Source organism: Devosia sp. UYZn731 (assembly GCF_040546795.1).
GTDB lineage: Bacteria > Pseudomonadota > Alphaproteobacteria > Rhizobiales > Devosiaceae > Devosia.
In genome coordinates, this window is record NZ_JBEPOL010000001.1 from 165,712 (window position 1) to 187,368 (window position 21,657).

At 62.6% G+C, this 21,657-nt stretch carries 20 protein-coding genes and 2 tRNA genes; 12 read left to right on the top strand and 10 right to left on the bottom strand.

All coding sequences use genetic code 11. The features are described 5' to 3' along the window. Positions 1-13: 13 nt before the first annotated feature. The 4 genes from ABIB57_RS00745 to ABIB57_RS00760 all read right to left on the bottom strand — a co-directional run bounded on the left by ABIB57_RS00745 (position 14) and on the right by ABIB57_RS00760 (position 4,552). On the bottom strand, positions 14-787 hold the full coding sequence (locus ABIB57_RS00745; RefSeq protein WP_354037950.1) for a PopZ family protein: 774 nt from the start codon (positions 785-787) through the stop codon (positions 14-16). Between the two features lie 199 nt (positions 788-986). Then, entirely contained in the window at positions 987-2,345 is a 1,359-nt protein-coding gene (locus ABIB57_RS00750) for a TolC family outer membrane protein (RefSeq protein ID WP_354037951.1), read from the bottom strand. 136 nt (positions 2,346-2,481) lie between these two features. After that, positions 2,482-3,129, bottom strand: a complete 648-nt coding sequence (locus ABIB57_RS00755; protein WP_354037952.1) for a protein-L-isoaspartate O-methyltransferase family protein — start codon at positions 3,127-3,129, stop codon at positions 2,482-2,484. A 181-nt stretch (positions 3,130-3,310) separates the two neighbouring features. Continuing rightward, positions 3,311-4,552, bottom strand: a complete 1,242-nt coding sequence (locus ABIB57_RS00760) for an MFS transporter (protein WP_354037953.1) — start codon at positions 4,550-4,552, stop codon at positions 3,311-3,313. Between the two features lie 199 nt (positions 4,553-4,751). Here ABIB57_RS00760 and ABIB57_RS00765 point away from each other — a divergent pair. Then, a tRNA-Cys gene (locus ABIB57_RS00765) sits at positions 4,752-4,825 on the top strand. 59 nt (positions 4,826-4,884) lie between these two features. Here the strand turns inward: ABIB57_RS00765 and ABIB57_RS00770 are convergent. Continuing rightward, on the bottom strand, positions 4,885-5,112 hold the full coding sequence (locus tag ABIB57_RS00770) for a hypothetical protein (protein WP_354037954.1): 228 nt from the start codon (positions 5,110-5,112) through the stop codon (positions 4,885-4,887). Between the two features lie 173 nt (positions 5,113-5,285). Here ABIB57_RS00770 and ABIB57_RS00775 point away from each other — a divergent pair, with 173 nt between their 5' ends. Further along, positions 5,286-7,151, top strand: a complete 1,866-nt coding sequence (locus ABIB57_RS00775; RefSeq protein WP_354037955.1) for an ABC transporter ATP-binding protein — start codon at positions 5,286-5,288, stop codon at positions 7,149-7,151. A gap of 47 nt (positions 7,152-7,198) precedes the next feature. Here the strand turns inward: ABIB57_RS00775 and ABIB57_RS00780 are convergent, their stop codons facing one another. Next, positions 7,199-8,161 carry a Tim44 domain-containing protein gene (locus ABIB57_RS00780; RefSeq protein ID WP_354037956.1) on the bottom strand — a complete coding sequence of 321 codons (963 nt, stop codon included), beginning with the start codon at positions 8,159-8,161 and terminating at the stop codon, positions 7,199-7,201. 178 nt (positions 8,162-8,339) lie between these two features. Between ABIB57_RS00780 and ABIB57_RS00785 the strand changes: the two genes are divergently transcribed. Next, positions 8,340-9,284, top strand: coding sequence for a diacylglycerol/lipid kinase family protein (locus tag ABIB57_RS00785; RefSeq protein WP_354037957.1), 945 nt, complete (start codon positions 8,340-8,342; stop codon positions 9,282-9,284). Continuing rightward, on the top strand, positions 9,281-10,108 hold the full coding sequence (locus tag ABIB57_RS00790) for a metallophosphoesterase family protein (RefSeq protein ID WP_354037958.1): 828 nt from the start codon (positions 9,281-9,283) through the stop codon (positions 10,106-10,108). The genes ABIB57_RS00785 and ABIB57_RS00790 overlap by 4 nt, the downstream gene beginning before the upstream one ends. Positions 10,109-10,170: 62 nt before the next feature. Here the strand turns inward: ABIB57_RS00790 and ABIB57_RS00795 are convergent, their stop codons facing one another. Then, a complete protein-coding gene (locus ABIB57_RS00795; protein ID WP_354037959.1) occupies positions 10,171-10,368 on the bottom strand; it encodes a DUF2934 domain-containing protein in 198 nt (65 codons plus the stop codon). 184 nt (positions 10,369-10,552) lie between these two features. Here ABIB57_RS00795 and ABIB57_RS00800 point away from each other — a divergent pair, with 184 nt between their 5' ends. From ABIB57_RS00800 to ABIB57_RS00835, 8 genes are all read left to right on the top strand, one after another. Then, the gene (locus ABIB57_RS00800) at positions 10,553-11,740 is read left to right on the top strand and encodes a benzoate/H(+) symporter BenE family transporter (protein ID WP_354037960.1); all 1,188 of its coding nucleotides are present in this window, start codon (positions 10,553-10,555) and stop codon (positions 11,738-11,740) included. Beyond that, positions 11,737-12,354: a molybdenum cofactor guanylyltransferase gene (mobA, locus tag ABIB57_RS00805; protein WP_354037961.1), complete on the top strand. Its 618-nt coding sequence runs from the start codon at positions 11,737-11,739 to the stop codon at positions 12,352-12,354. Before ABIB57_RS00800 ends, mobA begins: the two co-directional genes overlap by 4 nt. A gap of 98 nt (positions 12,355-12,452) precedes the next feature. Next, positions 12,453-12,527: transfer RNA gene (locus ABIB57_RS00810), tRNA-Asn, on the top strand. A 114-nt stretch (positions 12,528-12,641) separates the two neighbouring features. Further along, positions 12,642-13,100, top strand: coding sequence for an SRPBCC family protein (locus ABIB57_RS00815; protein ID WP_354037962.1), 459 nt, complete (start codon positions 12,642-12,644; stop codon positions 13,098-13,100). A 46-nt stretch (positions 13,101-13,146) separates the two neighbouring features. Next, positions 13,147-14,556, top strand: a complete 1,410-nt coding sequence (locus tag ABIB57_RS00820) for a cryptochrome/photolyase family protein (protein WP_354037963.1) — start codon at positions 13,147-13,149, stop codon at positions 14,554-14,556. A 152-nt stretch (positions 14,557-14,708) separates the two neighbouring features. Next, entirely contained in the window at positions 14,709-15,752 is a 1,044-nt protein-coding gene (locus ABIB57_RS00825; RefSeq protein WP_354037964.1) for a cysteine synthase A, read from the top strand. Between the two features lie 619 nt (positions 15,753-16,371). After that, positions 16,372-17,823: a cardiolipin synthase gene (gene cls / locus ABIB57_RS00830; protein WP_354037965.1), complete on the top strand. Its 1,452-nt coding sequence runs from the start codon at positions 16,372-16,374 to the stop codon at positions 17,821-17,823. A 14-nt stretch (positions 17,824-17,837) separates the two neighbouring features. Beyond that, positions 17,838-18,554 (top strand): alanyl-tRNA editing protein, encoded by a 717-nt coding sequence (locus ABIB57_RS00835; RefSeq protein WP_354037966.1) that lies wholly within the window; start codon positions 17,838-17,840, stop codon positions 18,552-18,554. Between the two features lie 18 nt (positions 18,555-18,572). Here the strand turns inward: ABIB57_RS00835 and ABIB57_RS00840 are convergent, their stop codons facing one another. The 3 genes from ABIB57_RS00840 to ABIB57_RS00850 form a co-directional block, all read right to left on the bottom strand. Next, entirely contained in the window at positions 18,573-19,598 is a 1,026-nt protein-coding gene (locus tag ABIB57_RS00840) for an amino acid ABC transporter substrate-binding protein (protein ID WP_354037967.1), read from the bottom strand. Between the two features lie 127 nt (positions 19,599-19,725). Continuing rightward, positions 19,726-20,526: an amino acid ABC transporter ATP-binding protein gene (locus ABIB57_RS00845; protein ID WP_354037968.1), complete on the bottom strand. Its 801-nt coding sequence runs from the start codon at positions 20,524-20,526 to the stop codon at positions 19,726-19,728. Positions 20,527-20,529: 3 nt separating this feature from the next. Further along, complete coding sequence (locus ABIB57_RS00850; RefSeq protein WP_354038730.1) at positions 20,530-21,624, bottom strand: amino acid ABC transporter permease; 1,095 nt, start codon at positions 21,622-21,624, stop codon at positions 20,530-20,532. Between the last annotated feature and the right edge of the window lie 33 nt (positions 21,625-21,657).

Genomic DNA, 21,657 nt, shown 5'->3' on the forward strand with positions numbered 1-21,657 from the left:
GATATAGGAAGGATCAATCGCCGCGCGAGACGCGGGCGATTTCCTTTTCCACCATGCGCTCGACGACGGATGGCAGATTTTCGTCCAGCCATTCCTTGAGCATGGGGCGCAGCATGTCGCGCATCAGCGACTCGATCGTGGCGCCGGAATTGCCTAGGCCCATGCGGTTCAGCTTGGTGATCGAGGAGCGGACGGCCGACTGGGTCGCAGGTTCAATCAATTGTTCGGCCATATCGGAGCTCAGGGTCGGATCGGGCATTGGTGCGGCCTGTGCAACCGAAGGCTGCGGACGGAAGGCAGCAGCGGGCGGCGCGGTGAACGCGGGCTCCTCGGCCTCAGCCTCGAAAGTCGCCTCTGGCTCGGGAGCCAGGAAGGCCGCAAATGAGGTTTCCGGCTCGGGTTCGGCGATATCGAAGGTGATGTCCTCGGCCTCGACCAGTTCAGGCGGAACGAAGGCGCGCGGCGCAAAGGCGATCGGCTCTTCCTCTTCGACGGCGGCGATCGGATTGAAGCTCAAGCCTGCCATCGGATCATCATCGTCCTGGTCGTCAAGAATCTGCGACGATGACAGCGCCAGCGGCTCGACATCCTCGAGCATGTCGTTGAGATCGCGATTGGCAGCGGGGGCCGGCGCCAGGGCTGGCCGGGCCGGAGTTGCCTGCATCGGCGGCGGCGCTGCCTGGGCAGAGGGCCGGCGCGGCACGGTCGCATCGTCGTCAGCAATGATCTGCCGGATAGACGACAGAATTTCATCCATCGACGGCTCTTTGGGGGCAGGCTTATTCATCGGTGCCTCTTACTCACTGCAGACATCGTGCTGGCGGCCATCCGCAACGTGGCCGCCTGATTCGTCCCAACCACCTTAGACCGAGCGGGAAGATTAAGGAATCGTGATCGTTCAGAACCACAGGGTCTTCCACTAAAACTTGTGGCCGGACAATGTCCGGCCACCAATTGTGGATTGCAAATCGTGTTAGCCAGCAAAGCTAGTCGGCGACGGTTCGCAATTCCTGCCACACGTCTTCGACGGTAGACGTGTAGTTGTCGCCCGATTTGAGCGAGACGGGCAGCTTGAGCTCCGCGGCCGAAAGGCGCCCGGTGGCGGCGATCAGGGTGAACATGGCGATGACCCGGCTGGAGCTGGCCTGGATCAGGGCCTCCTTGGAGGTGGTCAGTTCGGCCTGCGAGTCGAGCACGTCAAGCGTGGTGCGCTGGCCGAGATCGCGTTCCTGGATCACGCCATTGAGCACCTGCTGCACAGACGCGACGCTGGCTTCTGCCGAGGTGATCTGGGCAGAAGCATTCTGCAGTGTCGACCAGGACGTGATGACAGCCTCGCGGACCTCGTCATAGGTCGCCATGGCGTCGACTTCGCTCTTGATCTGCTCGATATTGGCCTTGCGTACGCTGGCGCCAAGTGCGCCGCCGGCATAGATCGGGATGGTCAGCGACAGTCGGACCGAACCGCTGACGCCCTGCTGGCCGGTATTGCCGAAGCAACCAATGCCGCAGAGCGAACCAATCAAATCCAGCGTCGGGCCGAACGCGGCCTGGGCCCCATCGGTGCCCGCCTGGCCGGCGCGAATGGCTGCCTTGGCGCTCAGGATGGCCGGATGGCGCTCTTCGGCACTGGCAATGGCGCTGTCAATGCTGGCCGGAACCATGAAGCCGAAGCCGACATTGGAGGTGAGGTTCGACGGCTTGTGGCCAACCCAGCGCTGGTAGCTGGCCTGGCTGGTCTGCAGGCTGGCAACCGCGGCACGATAGGAGGCGACGGCCTGGGCTTGGCGTGCGGTGGCCTGCGCCACGTCGATCTTGGTGCCCTCCCCCACGTCGAGACGGTCATTGGCAGACTTCAACTGCGCGTCGTAAAAGGAGATGCTTTCCTGGCGCGACGCGACCAACTGCGTATCGCGGATAACATTCATATACGCCTGGGCCACGGAGAGCAGCACGTTCTGCTCGGCATTGCGCAGCGCCTGGCCGCTCAAATCGGAGAGCGCGCGGGCCTGTTCAATCTCGGCGTCGGTCTTGAAATTGTCGAACAGCGTCTGGTTATAGCTGAGGCCGCCGGTCAGGCCGGTATCGCTCTGATAACCGCCATTGGCCACCGACCAGCTATAGTCGCCGGTGATGTTGGCGCCGATCGTGGGGCGCTTGCCGGCTTCGCGCAGGGCGATATCCTCGGCAGCAGACTTCACGCTGAGCAACGCCGATTCGATGTTGGGGTTGTTGGTGTAGGCGCTGGCCAGCGCCTGAGCCAAAGTTTCGGCCTGCGCCGCGACGGGCAGCGCTCCCAAAGCGACGGCCATGGCCCCCGCCATTAAAACACGCATTGGGTACATGACCAGCTCTCCAGTTCCATACTCTTATGCCGCGAGTTGGGCCTTGCGGCCAGCCCTGGCAGTCCTTAGCAAAATTCCAACCGCGAGATAATTGGCTGTCGTGCCTAAGACGCAACAGTATCATCCGCCAGGATAGTTAAAAAACGAATTGTTCCGCCGGCCGCGTCGAACTCAACGGCGGCAGGCTGGCATTGAACTCGGCACGGGCCGTTACCGCAGCGCCCGCCTTCACATAAACATTAGCCACCGCAACAGCACCGTGACGGATCATCGCCACCAAGCGCCCACCGTCCTTAAGCCGCGCAAACAGTTCCGGCGGCACGGTTTCCACGGCGCCCTGCAACACGATCACATCGAAAACGCCGCTGGCGTCAGCAATCGACCCGCTGGTCACACGCCCATTGGCGACACCCAGCGAAGCGAGATTTGCATTGGCCGCGGAGACCAAAGCCGGGTCTTCTTCCAGCCCCAGCACGTTGGCGCCAAGGCCGGCCAGAACCGCGACCGAATAGCCGGTGCCGGCTCCGATATCGAGCACGTAGTCCCCGGCCTGAACCTCGGCCAGTTGCACCAGCTTGGCCAGCAGCGACGGCGGCGCCATGAAGCGCGCACCGGTGCCAAGCGGCTGGGTATCATCGATATAGGCAATGGCCTTGCGTGCCTCGGGCACGAACAGTTCGCGCGGCACCCGGCCCATGACCGCCAAAATCCGGCGCTCCGTCACGTGATGGGTGCGCAGTTGATTGTCGACCATCAGTTTACGCGCGAGTTCGTAGTCAACCATTGCGTCGCAGCCCCCTGCCGAGTTCATATGCCGGTTGTGAATATCCCCCGCGTCGTGCGCTTGCAAGCTGGTGTTGTCAGGGCGCGACAAAAAGGCTGTGCGATTGAACCATATCGGCCACGCGCAAGATAGATAGGATCAGAACTTGATTCCGGATTTTGCCGTAACACCTTGATCCATCTCACCCCGATAGCGTCTGCACCTTGCGCAAAGCGGGGAACATGCGGGCCCAGGCCAGCACGATCAGGATGGTGCCCACGCCACCGAAAATGCCGGCGCCGACCGGGCCGAGCAGCCCCGCGACCATGCCGGACTCGAATTCGCCGAGCTGGTTGGAGGCGCCGATGAACAGCGAATTGACCGCATTGACGCGGCCGCGCATCGCATCGGGCGTCAGCAACTGCACCAGCGAGCTGCGGATAACCACGCTCACCGTGTCGGACGCCCCCAGCACCACCAGCAATGCCACCGACAGGATGATATTGGTCGAAAGCGCGAAGATGATGGTGGCGAGGCCAAACACCGCGACGGCGATCAACATGGTCTGCCCGACATTGCGTTCGAGCCGATGCCGCGCCAGCCAGATCGACATCGAAAACGCCCCGACGGCGGGCGCCGCGCGCAGGAAGCCCAGCGCCCAGGGCCCCGCATGCAGAATATCGCGCGCAAAGATCGGCAGCAGCGAGGTAATGCCGCCCAGCAGGACGGCGAACAGGTCCAGCGACAGCGTGCCGAGGATAATCGGCCGGCTCTTTATGAAGCCCACGCCCGCAAAGACCGATTGCAGCGTCACCGGCTCCCGGTCCTGCACGGCCGCCGGACGGTGGATGCGGATGACGTTGAAGGCCGCGCCCGCGAAAAACAGGGCCGAGACGCCAAATGGTATAACCGGGCCGACGCCGTAGAGCAGACCGCCCAAGGCGGGCCCCACAACGATGGCGCCCTGCATGAACGAGGTCGAAGTGGCGATGGCGCGTTGCAACATGCTGGACGGGACGATACCAGGCAGCAATGCCGCCATGGTGGGCCGCTCGAAGGCGATGGCGCAGCCCAGCACCGCCATGCCGACGTAAATGCCGGTCGTGCCCAGCCAGCCCTGCCATACGCCCAGCGCCATGGTGGCAACAGTGACGGCTTCGATAAGCTGGCAGATCAGCCCGATGCGCCGGCGATCGTAGCGATCGGCCACCTGGCCCACCACGAAGGTCAGCAGTAGCACCGGCAGGAACTGCACCAGCCCCACCAGGCCGAGCGCGAAAGCGCTGTTGGTTTGATCATAAATCAGCCAGCCGACTGCCACTGTGACGCCATTCAGCGCCAGGGACGACAGGACGCGCGACGAGATGAAATGCCGGTATGACCAATTTTGCCGCAACAGCGCCGAATCGATCAGCACGGAATCAGCATCAGGGGTCGATGGCATCGCGGTCCTCATTGTTACCGCAGCTATGACCGCAAAAACGGCAGCCACCAATACCACTTTGGGCATGACCCGATCACAGTTGTGGATGGCGCGGCCGCTGTGCCCGCATGCCACGTGGGACCGAGCATCCGAAAATCGCCGATTGGCATTCTGACATCTTGCATAAACCCCTTGGGCGCCGTACATAGCGCGCCCTAGAGGCCTCGTGGCGGAGTGGTGACGCAGCGGATTGCAAATCCGCGTACTCCGGTTCAATTCCGGACGAGGCCTCCAGACAATTCCTAAAATAGACAGCGACTGGAACGCGTCCTAGCTCAAGCGCCGGTCGAGACCTAGTCCGCCGGCCTCGGCACCTTCTTCACGTCCACCCAATCGGCCATGCCGCCCAGCTTCAGGCTTCCGCTTGATCCGGTTGCCTCAAGTTCGCCCACCGGCCTGAACTGCGCGAGGTAGACGTAGAGACCGCTCGTCTGCTCCCAAAAGCCAAGGCCCTCGATCTCGAAGACCGTCCCCCGCTTATAGCCCTTCGTCGCGCCCTTGATCTGAACTCGGTTCGTCATCCAAGCCACCTCCGCCAAGACAATTTAATGCAATTCATCGGCGCTGCAACCGCTGGGTTGTGATGTTCGGATCACTTTGGCATAATGACCGCAGTATCCGCACCGGGAGAGCAAGATGAAAACCTTCGTGTCCAATCAGAAAGGAGCCGTTCATCAACAGGACATGACGCTTTATGCAATTCCAGTTCCCCTGGGCGAGGTCGCGCGCAAATGCAGGCCCTAGCCGCTTCCTAGACAAACTTTCCTCACCGGCCGACGAGTCGGCGCACGACGCAGCTTCCGAACGGCGAGACTCCGCCGCGCGGTTCGCGCATGCGCGCAAATTTCTTTCGAATTACCGGCCCCACCTGCCGCTGCTCGCGGCCGATCTGGCCTGCGCCTTGCTGGTTGCCGCGACGGCGCTGGCACTGCCGCTTTGCGCCAATTACGTCACCAAGAGCTTGCTGCAATTGCCCCAAGCGCCCGAGGCCATCGGGCAGATTTACCTGATGGGCGGGGTGATGCTCGCCATGCTGGCGCTGCAGGTGCTGGCGGTGTTCTTCGTCGATTACCAGGGCCATGTGATGGGCGCCAAGATCGAGAGCGAGGTCCGCCGGCAATTGTTCGAGCACTGCCAGAAGCTGTCATTCGCCTTCTACGACAACCAGCGCGTCGGGCAATTGATGAGCCGGATCACCAATGATTCCCTGTGGTTGGGCGAGCTTTATCATCACGGCCCGGAGGATCTCGCCATCGCGGCGCTCAAGTTCTTCGGCGCGCTACTGATCCTGTCATTCATCGACCCGGTGCTGACCGGGCTCATCGCGGCGCTGACACCGTTCGCGGTGATCTACGCGCTGCACTTCAATCGACGCATGAATATCGCCCTGCAGGCCAGCAAGGAGCGGATCGCAGCGGTCAATGAACGGGTCGAGGATTCGCTGGCCGGCATCAGAGTGGTCCAATCGTTCGCCAATGAGCGGCTTGAGGCCAGCCGGTTCGACGAAGCCAATGGGCTGTTTCTCGAAAGTCGCAAGGACGGCTATCGCAGCGAGGCCTGGTTCTCCGTCGGGACGGCCACCTTCGCCCAACTCGTGACCGTGCTAGTGATCGTCGTCGGCGCTATTCGGGTGCTGACGGCAGACCTCAGCGTGGCGGACATGCTGACTTTTCTGCTCTGCGTTGCCGTGCTGGTCGATCCAGTGGAGCGTCTCGCCAATTTCGTCCGGCTCTGGCAGGAGGGTTATACCGGCTTCGTCCGCGCGATGGAACTGCTCGAGGTGGCGCCGGATATCGAGGATCGCCCTGGCGCAGTCGATCTGTCTCGCGCAAGCGGCGCCGTCAGCTTCCGCGACGTCAGCTTCCGCTACAATGACGACGGCGCACACGTTCTCAGCAAGCTCTCGCTGGACATCGAGCCGGGGGAATTCATCGCTTTGGTGGGCCCATCGGGCGTCGGCAAGAGCACGCTCTGCGCGCTAATCCCGCGCTTTTACGAAGTTACGGGCGGCTCGATCCAGATCGACGGCGTGGATGTGCGCAATATCAGCCTGGCCTCGCTGCGGCGCAATATCGGCGTGGTGCAACAGGACGTTTATCTGTTCAGCGGCACGGTGGCGAATAATCTGCGCTATGGGCGTCCCGATGCCAGCGACGACGAAATCGTGGCGGCGGCCAGGGCGGCCAATGCGCATGACTTCATCGCCGCCCTGCCCCGCGGTTACGACACCGATATCGGGCAGCGTGGGGTGAAACTGTCGGGCGGGCAGAAGCAGCGGCTGACCATCGCCCGCGCTTTCCTCAAGGACCCCGCGATCCTGATCTTCGATGAAGCCACCAGCGCGCTGGACAACGAGAGCGAACGGGCGGTGCAGCAGGCTTTGCTCCAACTCACCGGTGGGCGAACCACCATTGTCATCGCCCATCGCCTGTCGACGGTTCGCAACGCGGATCGCATTCTGGTGCTGACTGAAGACGGCATCGCCGAGCAAGGCACTCACGACGTGCTCATGGCGGCCGGTGGCCTCTATGCCGCTCTGCACTCGGAGGCCAGCATCTGAGATAAGCAATAGGCGGCTCCGAGCTCCGGAGCCGCCGACGATGATCGCTAGGCCTGCTGGATAGCCGACAGTTTCCACTCGCTGCCGCGGGTCCGCACGAAGGTCCACAGTTCCGTGGTTTCGGTGGCGACTTCCGCATCACCCTCCACGACGCGTCCGCTCTCGCGATCGCGGGTGACGTCGATGGACGTATAGTGCATCGCCGCGGTCGCGTAATCCTGGTTGCCTTCGCGCCAGCTCTCGGCAACGTCGCCCTTGAGCAGCTTGACCTCGGACACCTCGTTCTTGAGGCCGCGCGAGGCGTTTTCGCCCAGTTCCTCGGAGAGATACGACATCATCTCCGGCGTCGTCAGTTGACGCAGCGCCGAATAATCCTCGCGCCCGAAGGCAAACTGGACTTCGCGCAGCATGTCCTCGAAGCGGTCGAGATCGCCCGGCTTGACGCCAAGTTCATCGGGATTGCCACGCGGCGCCCGCGCAGGGCCGCTGCCGCGCTGGCCACCAAGGCCGCTCAGCGGCGATGGGCCGGAGCCGCCTGAACCACTCGCGTAATTCATGCCCGCGCCGGCGGCGGCCGGCTGCCTTGTGTTGCGCGACAGCATCCCCATCACGAAGCGAATGACGAAGAAGATCAGCACGCCTTGCACCAGCAGGCCGAAAAGCCCGGCCATGCCGCCAAAACCGTGTCCGAGGAAAAGGCCGAACAGGCCACCGAGCATGATGCCGCTCAGCAATGAGCCACCAAAGCCGCCGAACATCGAGCGCGGCTGCGCCGTCTGCGCACCAGGGCGCGGTGACGCGTTCGTCTGGCCGGGCGTCATGCTGCGCTGCACCGGGGCGGTGACGTTGGGCGAAGTGGGCGTTGCGGGCGCGGTCTGGAAGGTGCGCGTGCCGCGACTGCCGAAGCTGCCGCCACGCCGGGCTTCGGCTTGGTCAACCGATACCATCGAGAGAGCCATCACCAGCATTGCAAACAGGCTGGCCAGTCGAAAGCCCCTGGAGGCGAACATGTGCATCATCCTTGTTCAATAATTAGACGGGACAGAACATAGGAAGAGATGCCCCACATTTTTAGTGGCGACCGGCAACAATGCCTTCCGACAAAGACAATTTATTCGGCCGACCGTCCCCCCTGAACCAAACCGCCGTCCGCGCCGTTGTCCGTGACAAGACAACCAGGAATAAGTCATGGGCGAGCACCGCTACCATGTCGTGCTGAACGCGAACGCGGGCACGGCCAACGCAACCGGCGTTACCAAGGCCGGGTTGCAGGCAATATTTGAGGCGAACGGTCTGCAGGCGGAAATCGACGCCGACCCGAGCCAACCAATGACCGACCGCGTGGCCCGCGCCGTGTCGAGCGCAGCCGACATCGTCGTGGCTGCTGGTGGCGATGGCACGATTACCGCCCTTGCCGCCGCTTTGGTCGATAGTCCCAAGAGCCTCGCCATCCTGCCTCTCGGCACCGTCAATGCCTTGGCCAAGGATCTCAAGGTACCGCTCGATCTCGCCATGGCGGTAAAGAGCCTTGTGACCGCAACGCCGCAAAGCATCGATGTCGGCGAGGTCAATGGCCGCGTGTTCCTGCATAAGGTCGTGATCGGCTTGATTCCAGCCGTAGCGGCTGGGCGCGAGCGTATCCGCAGCAACCAGACGATGGCGGCCAAGCTAGGCTTGTTGCGCTATTTTCTGCGACGGATCGCTCGAACTCGCCGCCTCGCCGTGGTGATCGATACCGACATGAGTGACGCTAAAGCTGAGCGGGTGCAGGCCATCGCCGTGGCCAGTAATGCCTATAACGAGGGTTTTGGCCAATTCTTCCACCGCGAAAATCTCGACCGGGGAACCTTGACGCTCTATGTGCTCAAGCACTTCACCTTCGCCGATCTCGTTCGTCTGACTGGCGGCATGCTGCTGGGCCGGTGGCGCGACGACGAGGCGCTCCGGGTGGAAAGCATCACCAAGGCGACCATTCGCAGCCATAAAGCGCTGCTCAAGGTCATGTTCGACGGCGAGGTCGAGACGATGCATACCCCGCTGGAGTTCCGCATCAGGCCCTTGGCGCTGTCGGTGCTGACACCCGTGGAGGTTGGCACGCCCGTGGCGCCAGAGCTGACCGGTGCCACGCCATGAAGCTCATTCATGTCTCGGACCTGCATTTCGGCCACCACGATCCCGAGGCGGCGGCAGGTCTCGCGGCCGATATCGCAGGGCAAAAGCCCGACCTTATCGTGGCAAGCGGCGATTTCACCCAGATCGGCACCAAGGAAGAATTCGTCCAGGCGCGGGCGTTCCTCGATACCCTACAGGCCCCGGTATTTGCGGTGCCGGGCAACCACGATGTGCCCGCCGTCAATATCCTGCGCCGGTTTCTCAACCCCTACGGCCTGTATCGGAAATACATCGCCAAGGACCTCGAGCCCATGCTGGAAATGGATGGGGTGGTGTTTGTCGGCATGCGGACCGCAAGGCGGGCCCGCCTCGAATGGAACTGGGGCCACGGCACGATTTCGCGCGACCAGCTGGAGCATCTCGAACAACGGTTTGCGCAGGCATCGCCTGATGCTGTCCGGGTGATCGTCGCCCATCACCCGCTGCTGTTTCCAACGGAGCCGATGGTGCAGAAAACCAAGCGGGTAAAACGCGCCGACGAAGCGCTGGAGACCTTTGCGGGCTTGGGCGTGCGGTTGGTGCTATCGGGCCATTTCCACCTGTCCTACGTGCGCAAGCACGAGGCCAAGGGCACGACCAAGGAGGGCGAACCCACCGGTTTGCGGAAGTCCGCGGTCGCGCCGATCCTGATTGCACAGGCGTCTTCCACCATCTCCACGCGCTTGCGCGGCGAGGCCAATGCCTACAACATCATCGAGATCGTTCCGGACCGGATTTCGATCACAGTGCGCGAATGGCTCAACGGCAAATGGGTAACGCGGGAGAAAGAGTCGGAGCCGGTCTGAGATTTCTCGACCGGCCCAAAGCTTGACCGGCGCCTCAAGGGCGCCGGTCAATCAGGTCCAAGTTACCGGAGGCCCGCGCCCGGAAGAGGCACCAGCGGAGGGACAATGGATTCGTCGTCGCTGGGGTTCACGTCGCCCTCGTCAGCCAGCAGTTCCTTCGCCGCATGCCAATACTCGTCATCCTTGCCCTGCGGGGAGCCATCGCGTTCCCAAAGCTGGTAAGCGAGTTCGCGAATTTTCTCGTCGGTAACGTCAGCCATTTTGACCTCCGGGTGAGTGTTGTGGGTAAGGAACGCAGATCCGCCACGGCGGTTGCCGTTCGCCGCATGACAAAGAGCTTGCCGGCGAGCATTCCCCCTTCACCGATTGCACGTGTTTGCATAGGTTGCCTCGACCCAAAATGAGGCGCGAGACGTGAGCGAACACATAACAAGAGGCCAGCCCATGGCCCGCAAGGACTTTGCCCAGCCCATCATGGCGGGCGCACTGGCGGCGGTAGTGGGCTATGCCAGCACCTTTACGCTGGTATTGGCGGCGCTGACCGCGGCGGGCGCTTCGCCCCACCAGGCTGGCTCCGGGCTGTTTTCGGTGTGCATCGCCATCGGCCTGCTCAACATCGTGGTGAGCTGGCGCACCAGGGTGCCGGTGAGTTTTGCCTGGACCACGCCTGGCGCCGCCTTCCTTCTGACAGTGGGCGAGCCGGTCGGCGGCTATCCTGCGGTGGCCGGCGCATTCCTCTTCGCGGCGGCGCTGATCATACTGGCCGGGCTGATCACGCCCTTTGCGCGATTGGTGGCGGCGATCCCCGCTCCCATCGCCAATGCCATGCTGGCCGGCATGTTGCTGACCCTGTGCCTGGCCCCCATCAAGGCGGTCGGCGAGGTGCCGATGCTGGCGCTGCCGGTCTTGTTCGCCTGGGCCATCGGCCTGCGTTTCGCGCGGCGCTATGCCGTGCCGATCGCCGTGGCGGTGACCGGGATCGCCCTGGCCTTCTCCACACATCTGGCGCCCGGCGCGCTGGATGGCAGTTGGCCCAGCATCTTGCCGGTCATGCCGGTCTTCACGCTCGATGCCATCGTGCGCATCGGGCTGCCGATGTTCATCGTCACCATGGCGTCGCAGAACCTGCCGGGGCTGGCGGTGATGCAGGCCAACGGCTTCGTGCTCAAGCCCGCCCCGCTGTTCATCATGACCGGCATCGGCAGCGCCATCACCGCGCTGTTCGGTGGCCACAGCATCAATCTCGCCGCCATCACGGCCGCCATTTGCGCCGGTCCCGAGGCCCATCCCGACCGCACCAAGCGCTGGCCTGCGCCGATCTCGGCCGGCGTTGTCTATCTGTTGCTGGCGCCCGGCGCTAATCTCGCAGCCGCCTTCATCGCCGCAGCGCCGCCCATCCTGATTCAGGCGGTGGCGGGCTTGGCGTTGCTCTCAAGCCTTGCCGCAGCGCTGACCGGCGCCTTGGTGCAGGAGGAAGCCCGGCTGCCGGCGATCCTGACTTTCGTCACCACCGCGTCCGGCATTCTCATTCTGGGCGTCGGTGCGCCGTTCTGGGGTTTGGTGGGCGGTATCGCGCTTATGCTCATCCTGCGCTACGGGGTCAAAAAACCCATCGAGGCCATGGGCAAATGACCCCGCCCCGTGCGGTCATCATCGCCGGTGGCCAGGGGCAACGCCTGGGTGGTGTGCGCAAGGCCGAACTCAAGATTGGCGGACGCCGGCTGATCGACCGCGTGGCTTCGGCCTTGGGCACCATAGCGCCCCTTCTGCTGGTGGCGACTGGGCATGGATCGCTGGCGCTGCCGGCCAATGCCATCGGGGTGCCCGATCTCAATACCGCTCTGGGCGGTCCGTTGCCCGGTCTCGCGGCCGCGGTGGACTGGCTGCAGGAGCACGGCATTACCGACGGGCTAATCGTCTCGAGCGCCGTCGACACGCCGTTCCTTCCTACCGACTTCGTCGCGGTCCTGACTGCAGCGCTCGAATCGCATGCCGCCGTATACGCGAAGTGGGGCGACGAATTTTACCCGCCCCACGCGCTCTGGCAGCTATCGGCCATCGCCACCCTGCCCGCCCGCGTCCGCGCCGGAACGGCCCCCAAAAGCCTCAAGGCCCTGCTTGGGGAAATCGACGCCCTGGCGCAGGATTGGCAGGCGTTGTCGGCGTTCAACCCATTCGAAAACCTCAATACCCTGGGCGATCTGGTGCGGCTTGGCCGGCGTGCGCGCACCCTGCCGGGCGCATAAAGGACAATTCCCACAGCCCCGTCTGCAATCAGGGCTTGGCAAAGCAAATCAAGTTCGCTACATGGACCTCGCTGTCGCAAGACGGCGCACGAATGTGATCCGCGGTAGCTCAGTGGTAGAGCAATCGGCTGTTAACCGATTGGTCGTAGGTTCGAATCCTACCCGCGGAGCCATTCGTCCTTCTGGTTGGAGCAAGGCTCGCCACACCATCCCCTCCCCGCAATCCTGGCTTTGGCCATCCTGCTGCACAAGAGCGACAGGCCCGCATTTCTGAAGGTAGAGCCGGCATGAGCAATGGCAATGGTGTAGACACCGATGGCGAAAGCCAGATCACGCTGACGCGGACTATCGACGCCGATATCGAAGACGTGTTTGCCGCCTGGACCGATCCGGCGCTGATCGAGCAGTGGCAGGCCGATTATGCCGAGGTCGATCCGTTCGAGGGCGGCGAGTACAAGTTCGTCACCGAGGGCGATGAAGAGGATCCCGGCGAGCACATCGTTTCCGGCGAATTCCTGACCTTCGAGGAAAACCAGCGTCTGGTGATGAGCTGGGTGCATAAGGACGAAGAGACCGGCGAGGAGCTGATCTTCGTGCTCGATATCCTGTTCAAGGAAGTCGCCAACGGACGCACCAGCGTCACGATCATCGAGCGCGGCCTGGCCCATGCCGATCCAGAATCGCGCATCTTCTCGATCGAAGCCTGGAATGCCGCCCTGGAGCAGCTTGCCGAACTGATGGAGTGATCCATCGGACGGGCGGCAGCGTATAGGTCCCCAGAGGGGACCTCCGATGCCGCAAAACACTGCCCTGGTCTGGCTGCGCAACGATTTGCGGCTCAGCGACAATCCCGCGCTCAGCGCTGCGTTCAAGCACGGCGACAATGTTACCGCGCTTTATATCCATGAAACAGACTCCGGCCTGCGCTCGCCGGGAGGCGCTGCACGCTGGTGGCTCCATCATAGCCTGCAGAACTTAAGCCGCCGCCTTGCCGAGCATGGCGTGCGCCTCATCGTGAGCAAGGGCGAGGCGCGACAGACCATTCAGGCTGCGGTCGAGGATATCGGCGCCGATGCCGTGTTCTGGAACCGCCGCTATGCCCCCGCGGAAATCGCCATCGATTTGGTCATCAAGGACGCCCTAAAGTCGGAAGGCGTCACCGTCGAATCCTTCGCCGCCAACGTGCTGGCCGAGCCCTGGACCATCAAGACCAAGACCGGCAATCCCTATTCGGTCTATGCGCCATTCTGGAACGCGCTGAAGGCATCCGACATCGCCACGCCGCTGCGAACGCCCGTTGCAAAGCCGGCAGTTCGAGCGAAGCCGGTCGACGCCGATTACGTGCAGCCCAAATGGGCCTCCAAGCTCGGTCCGCACTGGCACTTTGGCGAAGCAGGCGCGCACAAAATCCTGGCCGATTTTCTCGATGACCGCCTGGACGACTACCCTCAGGGTCGTGACTTCCCCGCCCGCGAAGCCACCTCAAAACTCTCCCCGCATTTGCGCTTCGGCGAGATTAGCCCGCGACAGGTCTGGCATGCGGCCCAAGCGCTTGCCCAGCGCGAGCCGGGCACGGCGGATGCCGTCAACAAGTTCCTGTCCGAACTCGCCTGGCGCGATTTCAACTATCACCAGCTCTATCATCGTGACGATATCGCCACCGTGCCGATGCAGGCCAAATATGCCGATATCCCGTGGCGGAACGCGCCCGCCGACCTACAGGCCTGGCAGCGCGGCAAAACCGGTTTCCCACTCATCGATGCCGGCATGCGCGAGCTCTGGGCCACCGGCTTCATGCAGAATCGTATCCGCATGCTGACCGCCTCGCTCTTGGCCAAGAACCTCCTGATCGATTGGCGGCTGGGCGAGCAATGGTTCTGGGATTGCCTCTGCGATGCCGACAGCGCGAACAATCCGGGCAACTGGCAGTGGGTCGCCGGCTCCGGCCTCGACGCCGCGCCCTACTTCCGCATCTTCAATCCCGTGGTGCAGGGCGAGCGCTTCGATGCCGACGGGCGCTACGTCCGCCAGTGGATACCCGAATTGGCAAGCCTGCCGGACAAATGGATTCAGCAGCCCTATGCCGCTCCATCCGAAGTGCTGGCGGCCGCCGGCGTGGCGTTGGGCGACACCTATCCCCGCCCGATCGTCGATCTGAAGCTTTCCCGCGAACGCGCCCTGCAGGCAGCCAAGGGCAGCTAGGCTGGAATAGCGTTGCGAAGGCGGCGCTCAATCGCGGCGGGACTTGCGCAAAATCGCGTGGCGGGGAAAAGCCGTGCTGGGATCGGCACTTATTCCTTGTGGGCGCGTTGGTGCACGCCTACCAATTGGGTTCCTCAAGCTACGAAGATATCATGGCCAAGCACCAAGACCTCATCTCGGCAATCGGCAACACGCCGCTCATTCGTCTCAATCGCGTGTCGACGCTGACCGGCAGCGATATCTGGGGCAAGGCGGAGTTTCTCAATCCGGGCCAGTCGGTCAAGGATCGCGCGGCCCTGTTCATCATCCACGATGCGGTCAAGAGCGGCGCGCTCAAGCCCGGCGGCACCATCGTCGAGGGCACGGCCGGCAATACCGGTATCGGGCTGACCCTGGTCGCCAACTCGCTGGGCTTCAAGTCGGTGATCGTCATCCCCGAAACCCAGAGCCAGGAGAAAAAGGACGCGCTGCGCCTTTACGGCGCCGAGCTGATCGAGGTTCCCGCCAAGCCCTATAAGGACCCGAACAACTACATCAAGATTTCCCAGCGGCTGGCCGAAAAGCTCAACAAGGAACTTCCCAACGGCGCGGTCTGGGCCAATCAGTTCGACAATACCTCCAACAAGCGCGCGCATGTGGAAACCACCGGCCCCGAAATCTGGCAGCAGACGGGCGGACGGATCGACGGCTTCATCTGCTCGGTGGGTTCAGGCGGCACGCTGGCCGGCGTCGCCGAAGCGCTGCGCGCCCGCAATTCGGACGTGCAGATCGGTCTCGCCGACCCCGAAGGCGCCGCGCTCTACAGCTATTACACCACGGGTGAGCTCAAATCCTCGGGCAATTCGATCACCGAGGGCATCGGCCAGGGCCGCATCACCGAGAACCTCAAGGGCCTCAAGATCGACCGCCCGTACCAGATTTCCGACACCGAAGCCCTGCCCTACGTCTTCGACCTGCTCGAACACGAGGGCCTGTGCCTGGGCGGTTCCAGCGCCATCAACATCGCCGGCGCTGTGCGGCTGGCCAACGATCTGGGACCGGGCAAGACCATCGTCACCATCCTTTGTGATTACGGCAACCGCTACCAGTCCAAGCTGTTCAACCCAGCCTTCCTGCACGACAAGGGCCTGCCGGTGCCGACATGGCTCGAAGGTCGCACGCCCATCGATATTTCATCGGTGGTGGAGCCGGTATAGGCCAATTAGCCGCTACTTCCCCCTTGAGGGGAGGGCCAGGGTGGGGGGAACTCTCCCCAATAGTGGAGCCAGCCGAAACCAACGCCACTCCGCGCCATATGACTGGCCTCGATCTGGTCCCCACCGTCTTCCCGCGGGCTTGACCCGCGGGCCTCTCGCCACCCCACTGAATTCGGCGCGACCTGACAGTGCCCCGCGGGTCAGGCCCGCGGGAAGACCGAGTGCGGTGTGAGCATCCCTTGCCCCCCGAATTACTGCCCCTCATCCCCCTTATCCCCACCCCCAAAACCCGGCGTATCCTCACCCCCGATATCCCCACAATGGCTGCGGGTTCGCGACGAACGGCCGTGGGGAGTTTGGTGGGAGGGGAATGCGGTCGCGCGATCCCTGGGCCAGCGCGACGTTCGTCTCCTGAAACAATGGAGGCCACGTTCGAGCAGCCAGAAACCCCATCGCATGCGGCGAGACGTGTCTCGCTTTACTACCAAAACCATGAGGCACGTCTCGCCGCATGCCGCAGTCTTTTCATCCGCGAGCCACACCGGCCCAGCGGACGCGGGCCATTGCCCCTGCCTGCATCGCTGCTACAGTGCCGCGCAACGAAACTGGATGAGAGCCCGTGGTTGGCATCGAATACATTCTGGGCATGATCGTCCGGGATCTGCACATCGTCGCCGCCATTACCGGGGCGGTTTACCTGCTGGCCTTTGTCTGTGCCGTGCGCGAGATCATGAACTCGCGCACCTCGCAGGGCTCGATTGCCTGGCTGCTGTCGCTGGGGCTGCTGCCCTTTCCGACGGCCTTTCTGTATTTGATCTTCGGCTGGAAGGCCTTTGACGACTACGCCACGGACCGGATTCGCAACGGCCGCTCGGCCCGGCCGCTACGGGCCAAGGATCTGGCCCTGATTGATCACGACAGCGGCGCGCTCTGGCCGGTGCAGACCAAGGTCTCCGAGGTCCCGTTCCTGAGCGGCAACGAGGTCGAGTTGCTGATCGACGGCAAGGCGACGTTCGACTCAATTTTCGAGGGCATCAGCAAGGCTAAGTCCTACCTGTTCGTGCAATTCTACATCGTGCGCGATGACCGGCTCGGAGAAGAATTGGCCGAGCGCTTGATCGAGCGCGCCCTGGCCGGGGTCAAGGTCTACCTGCTCTACGACGACGTTGGCAGCACGGGCATGCCCAAGCGGTTCCGCACCCGGTTGCGCGATGCCGGCGTCAAGGTCGCCGGCTTCAACCAGCGCCACAAATTCATGCGCTTTTACGGCCCGACGCAGATCAACTACCGCAATCATCGCAAGATCGTGGTGGTCGACGGCGAAGTGGCATGGGTCGGCGGGCATAATGTGGGCGTCGAATATCTCGGCGAAAACAAGAAGTTCGGCCGTTGGCGCGATACCCATGTCCGTGTGGCTGGGCCCGCCACGCTGGGCTGTGCGCTGCTGTTCCGCGAAGACTGGGCCTGGGCTACCGGCGAACTGCTGTCCTCGACACCGCCTGCCCTGGTGCCGACGCCCGGCGATCAATCGGTTCTGGTGATGGGCAGCGGGCCGGCCGACAAGCTCGAGGAATGCGCCATCGCCTTCACCGATGCGATTTCGCAGGCACGCGAGCGGCTATGGATCGTCAGCCCTTATTTCGTGCCCGATACCGACGTGCGCACCGCGCTATACGCGGCACAATTGCGCGGGGTTGACGTGCGCATCATGCTGCCCGAGGAACCCGACCACAAAATTGTCTGGCTGGCCAGCATCGCCCATGCCGACGCCATGGTCGAGCACGGCATCTCCATCTATCGCTACACTGCTGGCTTCCTGCACCAGAAAGTGGTGCTGATGGACGATCGCATCACCAGCGTTGGCAGCGCCAATTTCGACAACCGCTCCTTCGCCATCAATTTCGAGATCACCCTCTGGTTCACCGATCCCAAGACCATCACCGCGGTGGAAACCATGCTGCTCGATGACTTCAAGAATTGCCGCCAGGTCGATCTTTACGAAGTCAAAACCCGACCGATGCGCATGCGCTTTGCCACCCAGGCGGCGCGGCTGCTGTCGCCAGTTCTCTGAAAGACCTTTACGCCATGACGCAATTTCTGTTTCGCGATGACAGCTATCAGCAGGAAACACCGGCCACGGTGACCGCCCTGACCGACACCGGCGGCATCGTGCTCGACCATACCAATTTCTATGCCGCCTCGGGCGGACAACCCGGCGACAGCGGCACTCTGCTACGCGCCGACGGATCGAGCATTGCTATTGCCACAGCGATCCATCCCGAGGGCGACAAGACCGCCATCGTGCACGTCCCGGCCGAAGGCTCCGCGCTGCCCGCCATCGGCGAACTCGTCACGGCCAAGATCGACTGGGATCGGCGCTACAAGCTGATGCGCATGCACACGGCGCTGCATCTGCTCTCGGTGGTGCTGCCCTTTGCGGTCACCGGCGGCTCGATTGGTGAGGACAAGGGCCGGCTGGATTTCAACATGCCGGAGGCACCCGAGAACCTGGCCCAACTCGAAGCCCAGCTCAACGCCATGGTCACAGACGCCCATGAGGTGACCATCAAATGGATCACCGACGCCGAAATGGCCGCCAATCCGGACCTCATCAAGACCATGAACGTCAAGCCACCGATGGGCCAAGGTCGCGTTCGGTTGGTGCGGATCGGGACCGTTGACCTGCAGCCCTGCGGCGGCACGCATGTGCGCAACACGCGCGAAATCGGCGCGCTGTCGATTGGCAAGGTTGAAAATAAAGGCAAGCAGAACAGGCGTGTAAGCCTGTTCTTTGCCGATTAGAATCCGCAGGAGCGGCCCCTAGTTGATCGGCGGCGCGTAGAGCAGCCCGCCATTGCTCCACAGCGCATTCTGGCCGCGCAGCAGGGCCGCGCCGGTCTGCGGGCCGAAATGGCGGTCATAAAGTTCTGCGTAGTTCCCGATGGCGCGGACGACATTGCTCATGAACTTGGGCGACAGACCGAGCGCCGTGCCGAAGTCGCCATCGAGGCCAAGCAGGCGACGAACTCCAGTTGTCCTCGTCGCTGCCAGCGAGTCTATATTCAGCGAGGTAACACCAAGTTCCTCAGCATTGATCAGGGTATAGATGGTCCAGCGCACGATTTCGAACCACTGGTCATCGCCGGTACGCACCACCGGGCCGAGCAGTTCCTTGGAAATATGCTCGGGCAGGATGCGATTGGTCGCGGGTTCAGGAAGGCCGCGGCGGATGGCCTGGAGCTGGCGTCCGGTGGCAGACACCGCCTGGCACAGCCCCGCGCGATAGGCGATGGCGAGATCGGCCGCGTCCTCATAGACCACCTCCGAATAGGTGGCCTGGTTAGTGAAGAAGAATTCTTCCATGCGATCCAGTTCGTCGCCGGCGTCGATGACGCAGACACTCACGTTATCAAGCTCATAGGCGGAGACGATGCCCAGCGACTGCGGCACCATGAAAGCCTGGCCGTCGAAGAAGGTGGGGGCCACGAAATTGGCGCCGTACAGCGTGTCGCGTTGTTGGCTCCAGGCGCCGTTGCGAGTCAGCACATCGACGGCGCCAGTCTGCAGCCAGGCGAAGCGGGCCTCGCCGCGCAGCGAGCGAAACTCGATTTTATCGGGGTCGCCAAACACGGCAGCCGCGATACCGCGACACAAATCGACGTCGAAGCCGCTCCATTTGCCGTCCGCATCCTGCTGGGCAAAACCGGGCAGCGGATTGGTCGCGCCGCAGATCAGAAAGCCGCGGTCGCGCACCGTTTGCAAGGTCGAAATCTTGGGTGACGGCACGTCGAGCGTCTGGGCCCAGGCCGGCAAGACAAGAACGACAAGCAACAGGGCGGCGAGCATAACTCGCCACCCCTGCATTGTGTTCAGCCCAAACCTGCCCTGCCCTGTCATGGCGCGAAGCATATCTGCCCCTGGCCCGAAGCGGTCAAGCCAACAAGCGGATTGCCCCAGCTTTTCGCGGAGCCGGTCAGTGCAGGATCTGGCTCAGGAACAGCTTGGTGCGCTCATGCTGGGGATTGGAGAAGAACTGCTCCGGCTCGTTCTGCTCGATGATCTGGCCCTGGTCCATGAAGATGACCCGATTTGCGACCTGGCGCGCGAAACCCATTTCGTGGGTCACGCAGATCATGGTCATGCCTTCTTCGGCCAGCGAAATCATCACCTCCAGCACTTCCTTGACCATTTCAGGATCGAGCGCCGAGGTGGGCTCGTCGAACAGCATGATCTTGGGCTGCATGCAGAGAGAGCGGGCGATGGCCACGCGCTGCTGCTGGCCGCCGGAGAGCTGGCCGGGGAATTTTAGTGCCTGCTCGGGAATCTTGACCCGGTTCAGATAATGCATGGCAGTCGCCTCGGCCTCGGCCTTGGGGATGCCGCGCACCCAGATCGGGGCCAAAGTCAGGTTCTGCAAAATAGTCAGGTGCGGGAACAGGTTGAAGTGCTGGAACACCATGCCCACCTCGCGGCGCACTTCGTCGATGCGCTTGAGATCGTTGGTCAGTTCGGTGCCGTTGACGATGATCTGGCCCTGTTGATGCTCTTCCAGCCGGTTGATGCAGCGGATCAACGTCGATTTGCCGGAGCCCGACGGGCCGGCGATGACGATGCGCTCGCCGCGCATCACCTTGAGATCGATGTCGCGCAGCACGTGGAAATCGGCATACCACTTGTTCATACCGATGACGTCGATCGCCACGTCGGTCTTGGAGATCTGCATCTTGGAGCGGGTCACGGGCTGCCCGGCGGTGGGTTCGGTTTCGATGGACATGATTTACCTCTTGTGGCCGGTATTCAGTCGCCGTTCCATGAACTGCGAATAGCGCGACATTGAAAAACAGAACATCCAGAACACCGCGGCGGCGAAGATGTAGCCGGTGATGGCCTGAGTGGGAGAAGCCCATTCGATGGCGTCGTTCTTGGTCTTCACCGCCTCCAGCAGGTCCTTCATGCCCACGATATAGACCAGGGACGTGTCTTTGAAGAGCGCGATGAAGCTGTTGACGATGCCAGGAATGACGTGTTTCAGCGCCTGGGGCAGGATGATGAACCCCATCCGCTTCCAGTAACTGAGACCCAGCGCCGCTGCCGCTTCATATTGGCCGCGGCCGATGGCCTGCATGCCGCCGCGGACCACTTCAGCCATATAGGCGGAAGAGAACAGCGTCACGCCCACCAAGGCCCGCAACAACTTATCCACGGTCACGCCGGATGGCATAAACAATGGCAGCATGATGGAGGCCATGAACAGGATGGTGATCAGGGGCACGGCACGGATCAGTTCGATGAAGGCGACGCAGATCGACTTGATGATCGGCATGCTGGATTGTCGACCCAGCGCCAGGATGATGCCGAGGGGCAACGACAGGCAGATGCCGACCACCGAAATGATCAATGTCACCATCAGCCCGCCCCACTGCTCGGTGGGCACGTAGCGCAGACCGAAGACGCCGCCGCTCAGCAGGATGACGCTGGCGATGGGGAACACGACGATAAACAAGATGGCATTGATGCGCTTGTAAGGCACCTTTGGCATGGCCAGCGGGATGATCAGCAGCGCCAGCATGGCGAAGACGATGTTGACACGCCAGTATTCGACTGAGGGATAAAAGCCATAGATGAAGAAGTCGATCTCGCTGGAAATGTAGGCCCAGCAGGCGCCGACATTTTCCACGCGGCACTGCTCGACAGTGCCACCGGGCGGGACCGCGCGGCCAATCAGAAAGCCATAGAGCGGCGGCAATATCCAGGCGAGGAACAACAGGCCCACAAAGGTCAGCAGCGTGTCGGAGGGCGTGGCGAACAGGTTCTTGCGCATCCAGACCACCGGCCCAGATGTCGGATTCGGTGGCGGCGATGCGCCGGTCATTTCACCGCGAACGAAGGAAATATCGGTCAATTG

Excerpts from the sequence above, each read along its gene's own strand:
- ABIB57_RS00835 (WP_354037966.1), top strand. The coding sequence starts at position 17,838 with ATGACGCAATTTCTGTTTCGCGATGACAGCTATCAGCAGGAAACACCG.
- ABIB57_RS00790 (WP_354037958.1), top strand. The coding sequence starts at position 9,281 with ATGAAGCTCATTCATGTCTCGGACCTGCATTTCGGCCACCACGATCCC.
- ABIB57_RS00800 (WP_354037960.1), top strand. The coding sequence starts at position 10,553 with ATGGCCCGCAAGGACTTTGCCCAGCCCATCATGGCGGGCGCACTGGCG.
- ABIB57_RS00750 (WP_354037951.1), bottom strand. The coding sequence starts at position 2,345 with ATGTACCCAATGCGTGTTTTAATGGCGGGGGCCATGGCCGTCGCTTTG.
- ABIB57_RS00785 (WP_354037957.1), top strand. The coding sequence starts at position 8,340 with ATGGGCGAGCACCGCTACCATGTCGTGCTGAACGCGAACGCGGGCACG.
- ABIB57_RS00795 (WP_354037959.1), bottom strand. The coding sequence starts at position 10,368 with ATGGCTGACGTTACCGACGAGAAAATTCGCGAACTCGCTTACCAGCTT.
- ABIB57_RS00815 (WP_354037962.1), top strand. The coding sequence starts at position 12,642 with ATGAGCAATGGCAATGGTGTAGACACCGATGGCGAAAGCCAGATCACG.
- ABIB57_RS00755 (WP_354037952.1), bottom strand. The coding sequence starts at position 3,129 with ATGGTTGACTACGAACTCGCGCGTAAACTGATGGTCGACAATCAACTG.
- ABIB57_RS00850 (WP_354038730.1), bottom strand. The coding sequence starts at position 21,624 with ATGACCGGCGCATCGCCGCCACCGAATCCGACATCTGGGCCGGTGGTC.
- ABIB57_RS00775 (WP_354037955.1), top strand. The coding sequence starts at position 5,286 with ATGCAATTCCAGTTCCCCTGGGCGAGGTCGCGCGCAAATGCAGGCCCT.
- ABIB57_RS00760 (WP_354037953.1), bottom strand. The coding sequence starts at position 4,552 with ATGCCATCGACCCCTGATGCTGATTCCGTGCTGATCGATTCGGCGCTG.
- ABIB57_RS00825 (WP_354037964.1), top strand. The coding sequence starts at position 14,709 with ATGGCCAAGCACCAAGACCTCATCTCGGCAATCGGCAACACGCCGCTC.
- ABIB57_RS00780 (WP_354037956.1), bottom strand. The coding sequence starts at position 8,161 with ATGTTCGCCTCCAGGGGCTTTCGACTGGCCAGCCTGTTTGCAATGCTG.
- ABIB57_RS00845 (WP_354037968.1), bottom strand. The coding sequence starts at position 20,526 with ATGTCCATCGAAACCGAACCCACCGCCGGGCAGCCCGTGACCCGCTCC.
- mobA (WP_354037961.1), top strand. The coding sequence starts at position 11,737 with ATGACCCCGCCCCGTGCGGTCATCATCGCCGGTGGCCAGGGGCAACGC.
- ABIB57_RS00745 (WP_354037950.1), bottom strand. The coding sequence starts at position 787 with ATGAATAAGCCTGCCCCCAAAGAGCCGTCGATGGATGAAATTCTGTCG.
- ABIB57_RS00820 (WP_354037963.1), top strand. The coding sequence starts at position 13,147 with ATGCCGCAAAACACTGCCCTGGTCTGGCTGCGCAACGATTTGCGGCTC.
- ABIB57_RS00770 (WP_354037954.1), bottom strand. The coding sequence starts at position 5,112 with ATGACGAACCGAGTTCAGATCAAGGGCGCGACGAAGGGCTATAAGCGG.
- ABIB57_RS00840 (WP_354037967.1), bottom strand. The coding sequence starts at position 19,598 with ATGCTCGCCGCCCTGTTGCTTGTCGTTCTTGTCTTGCCGGCCTGGGCC.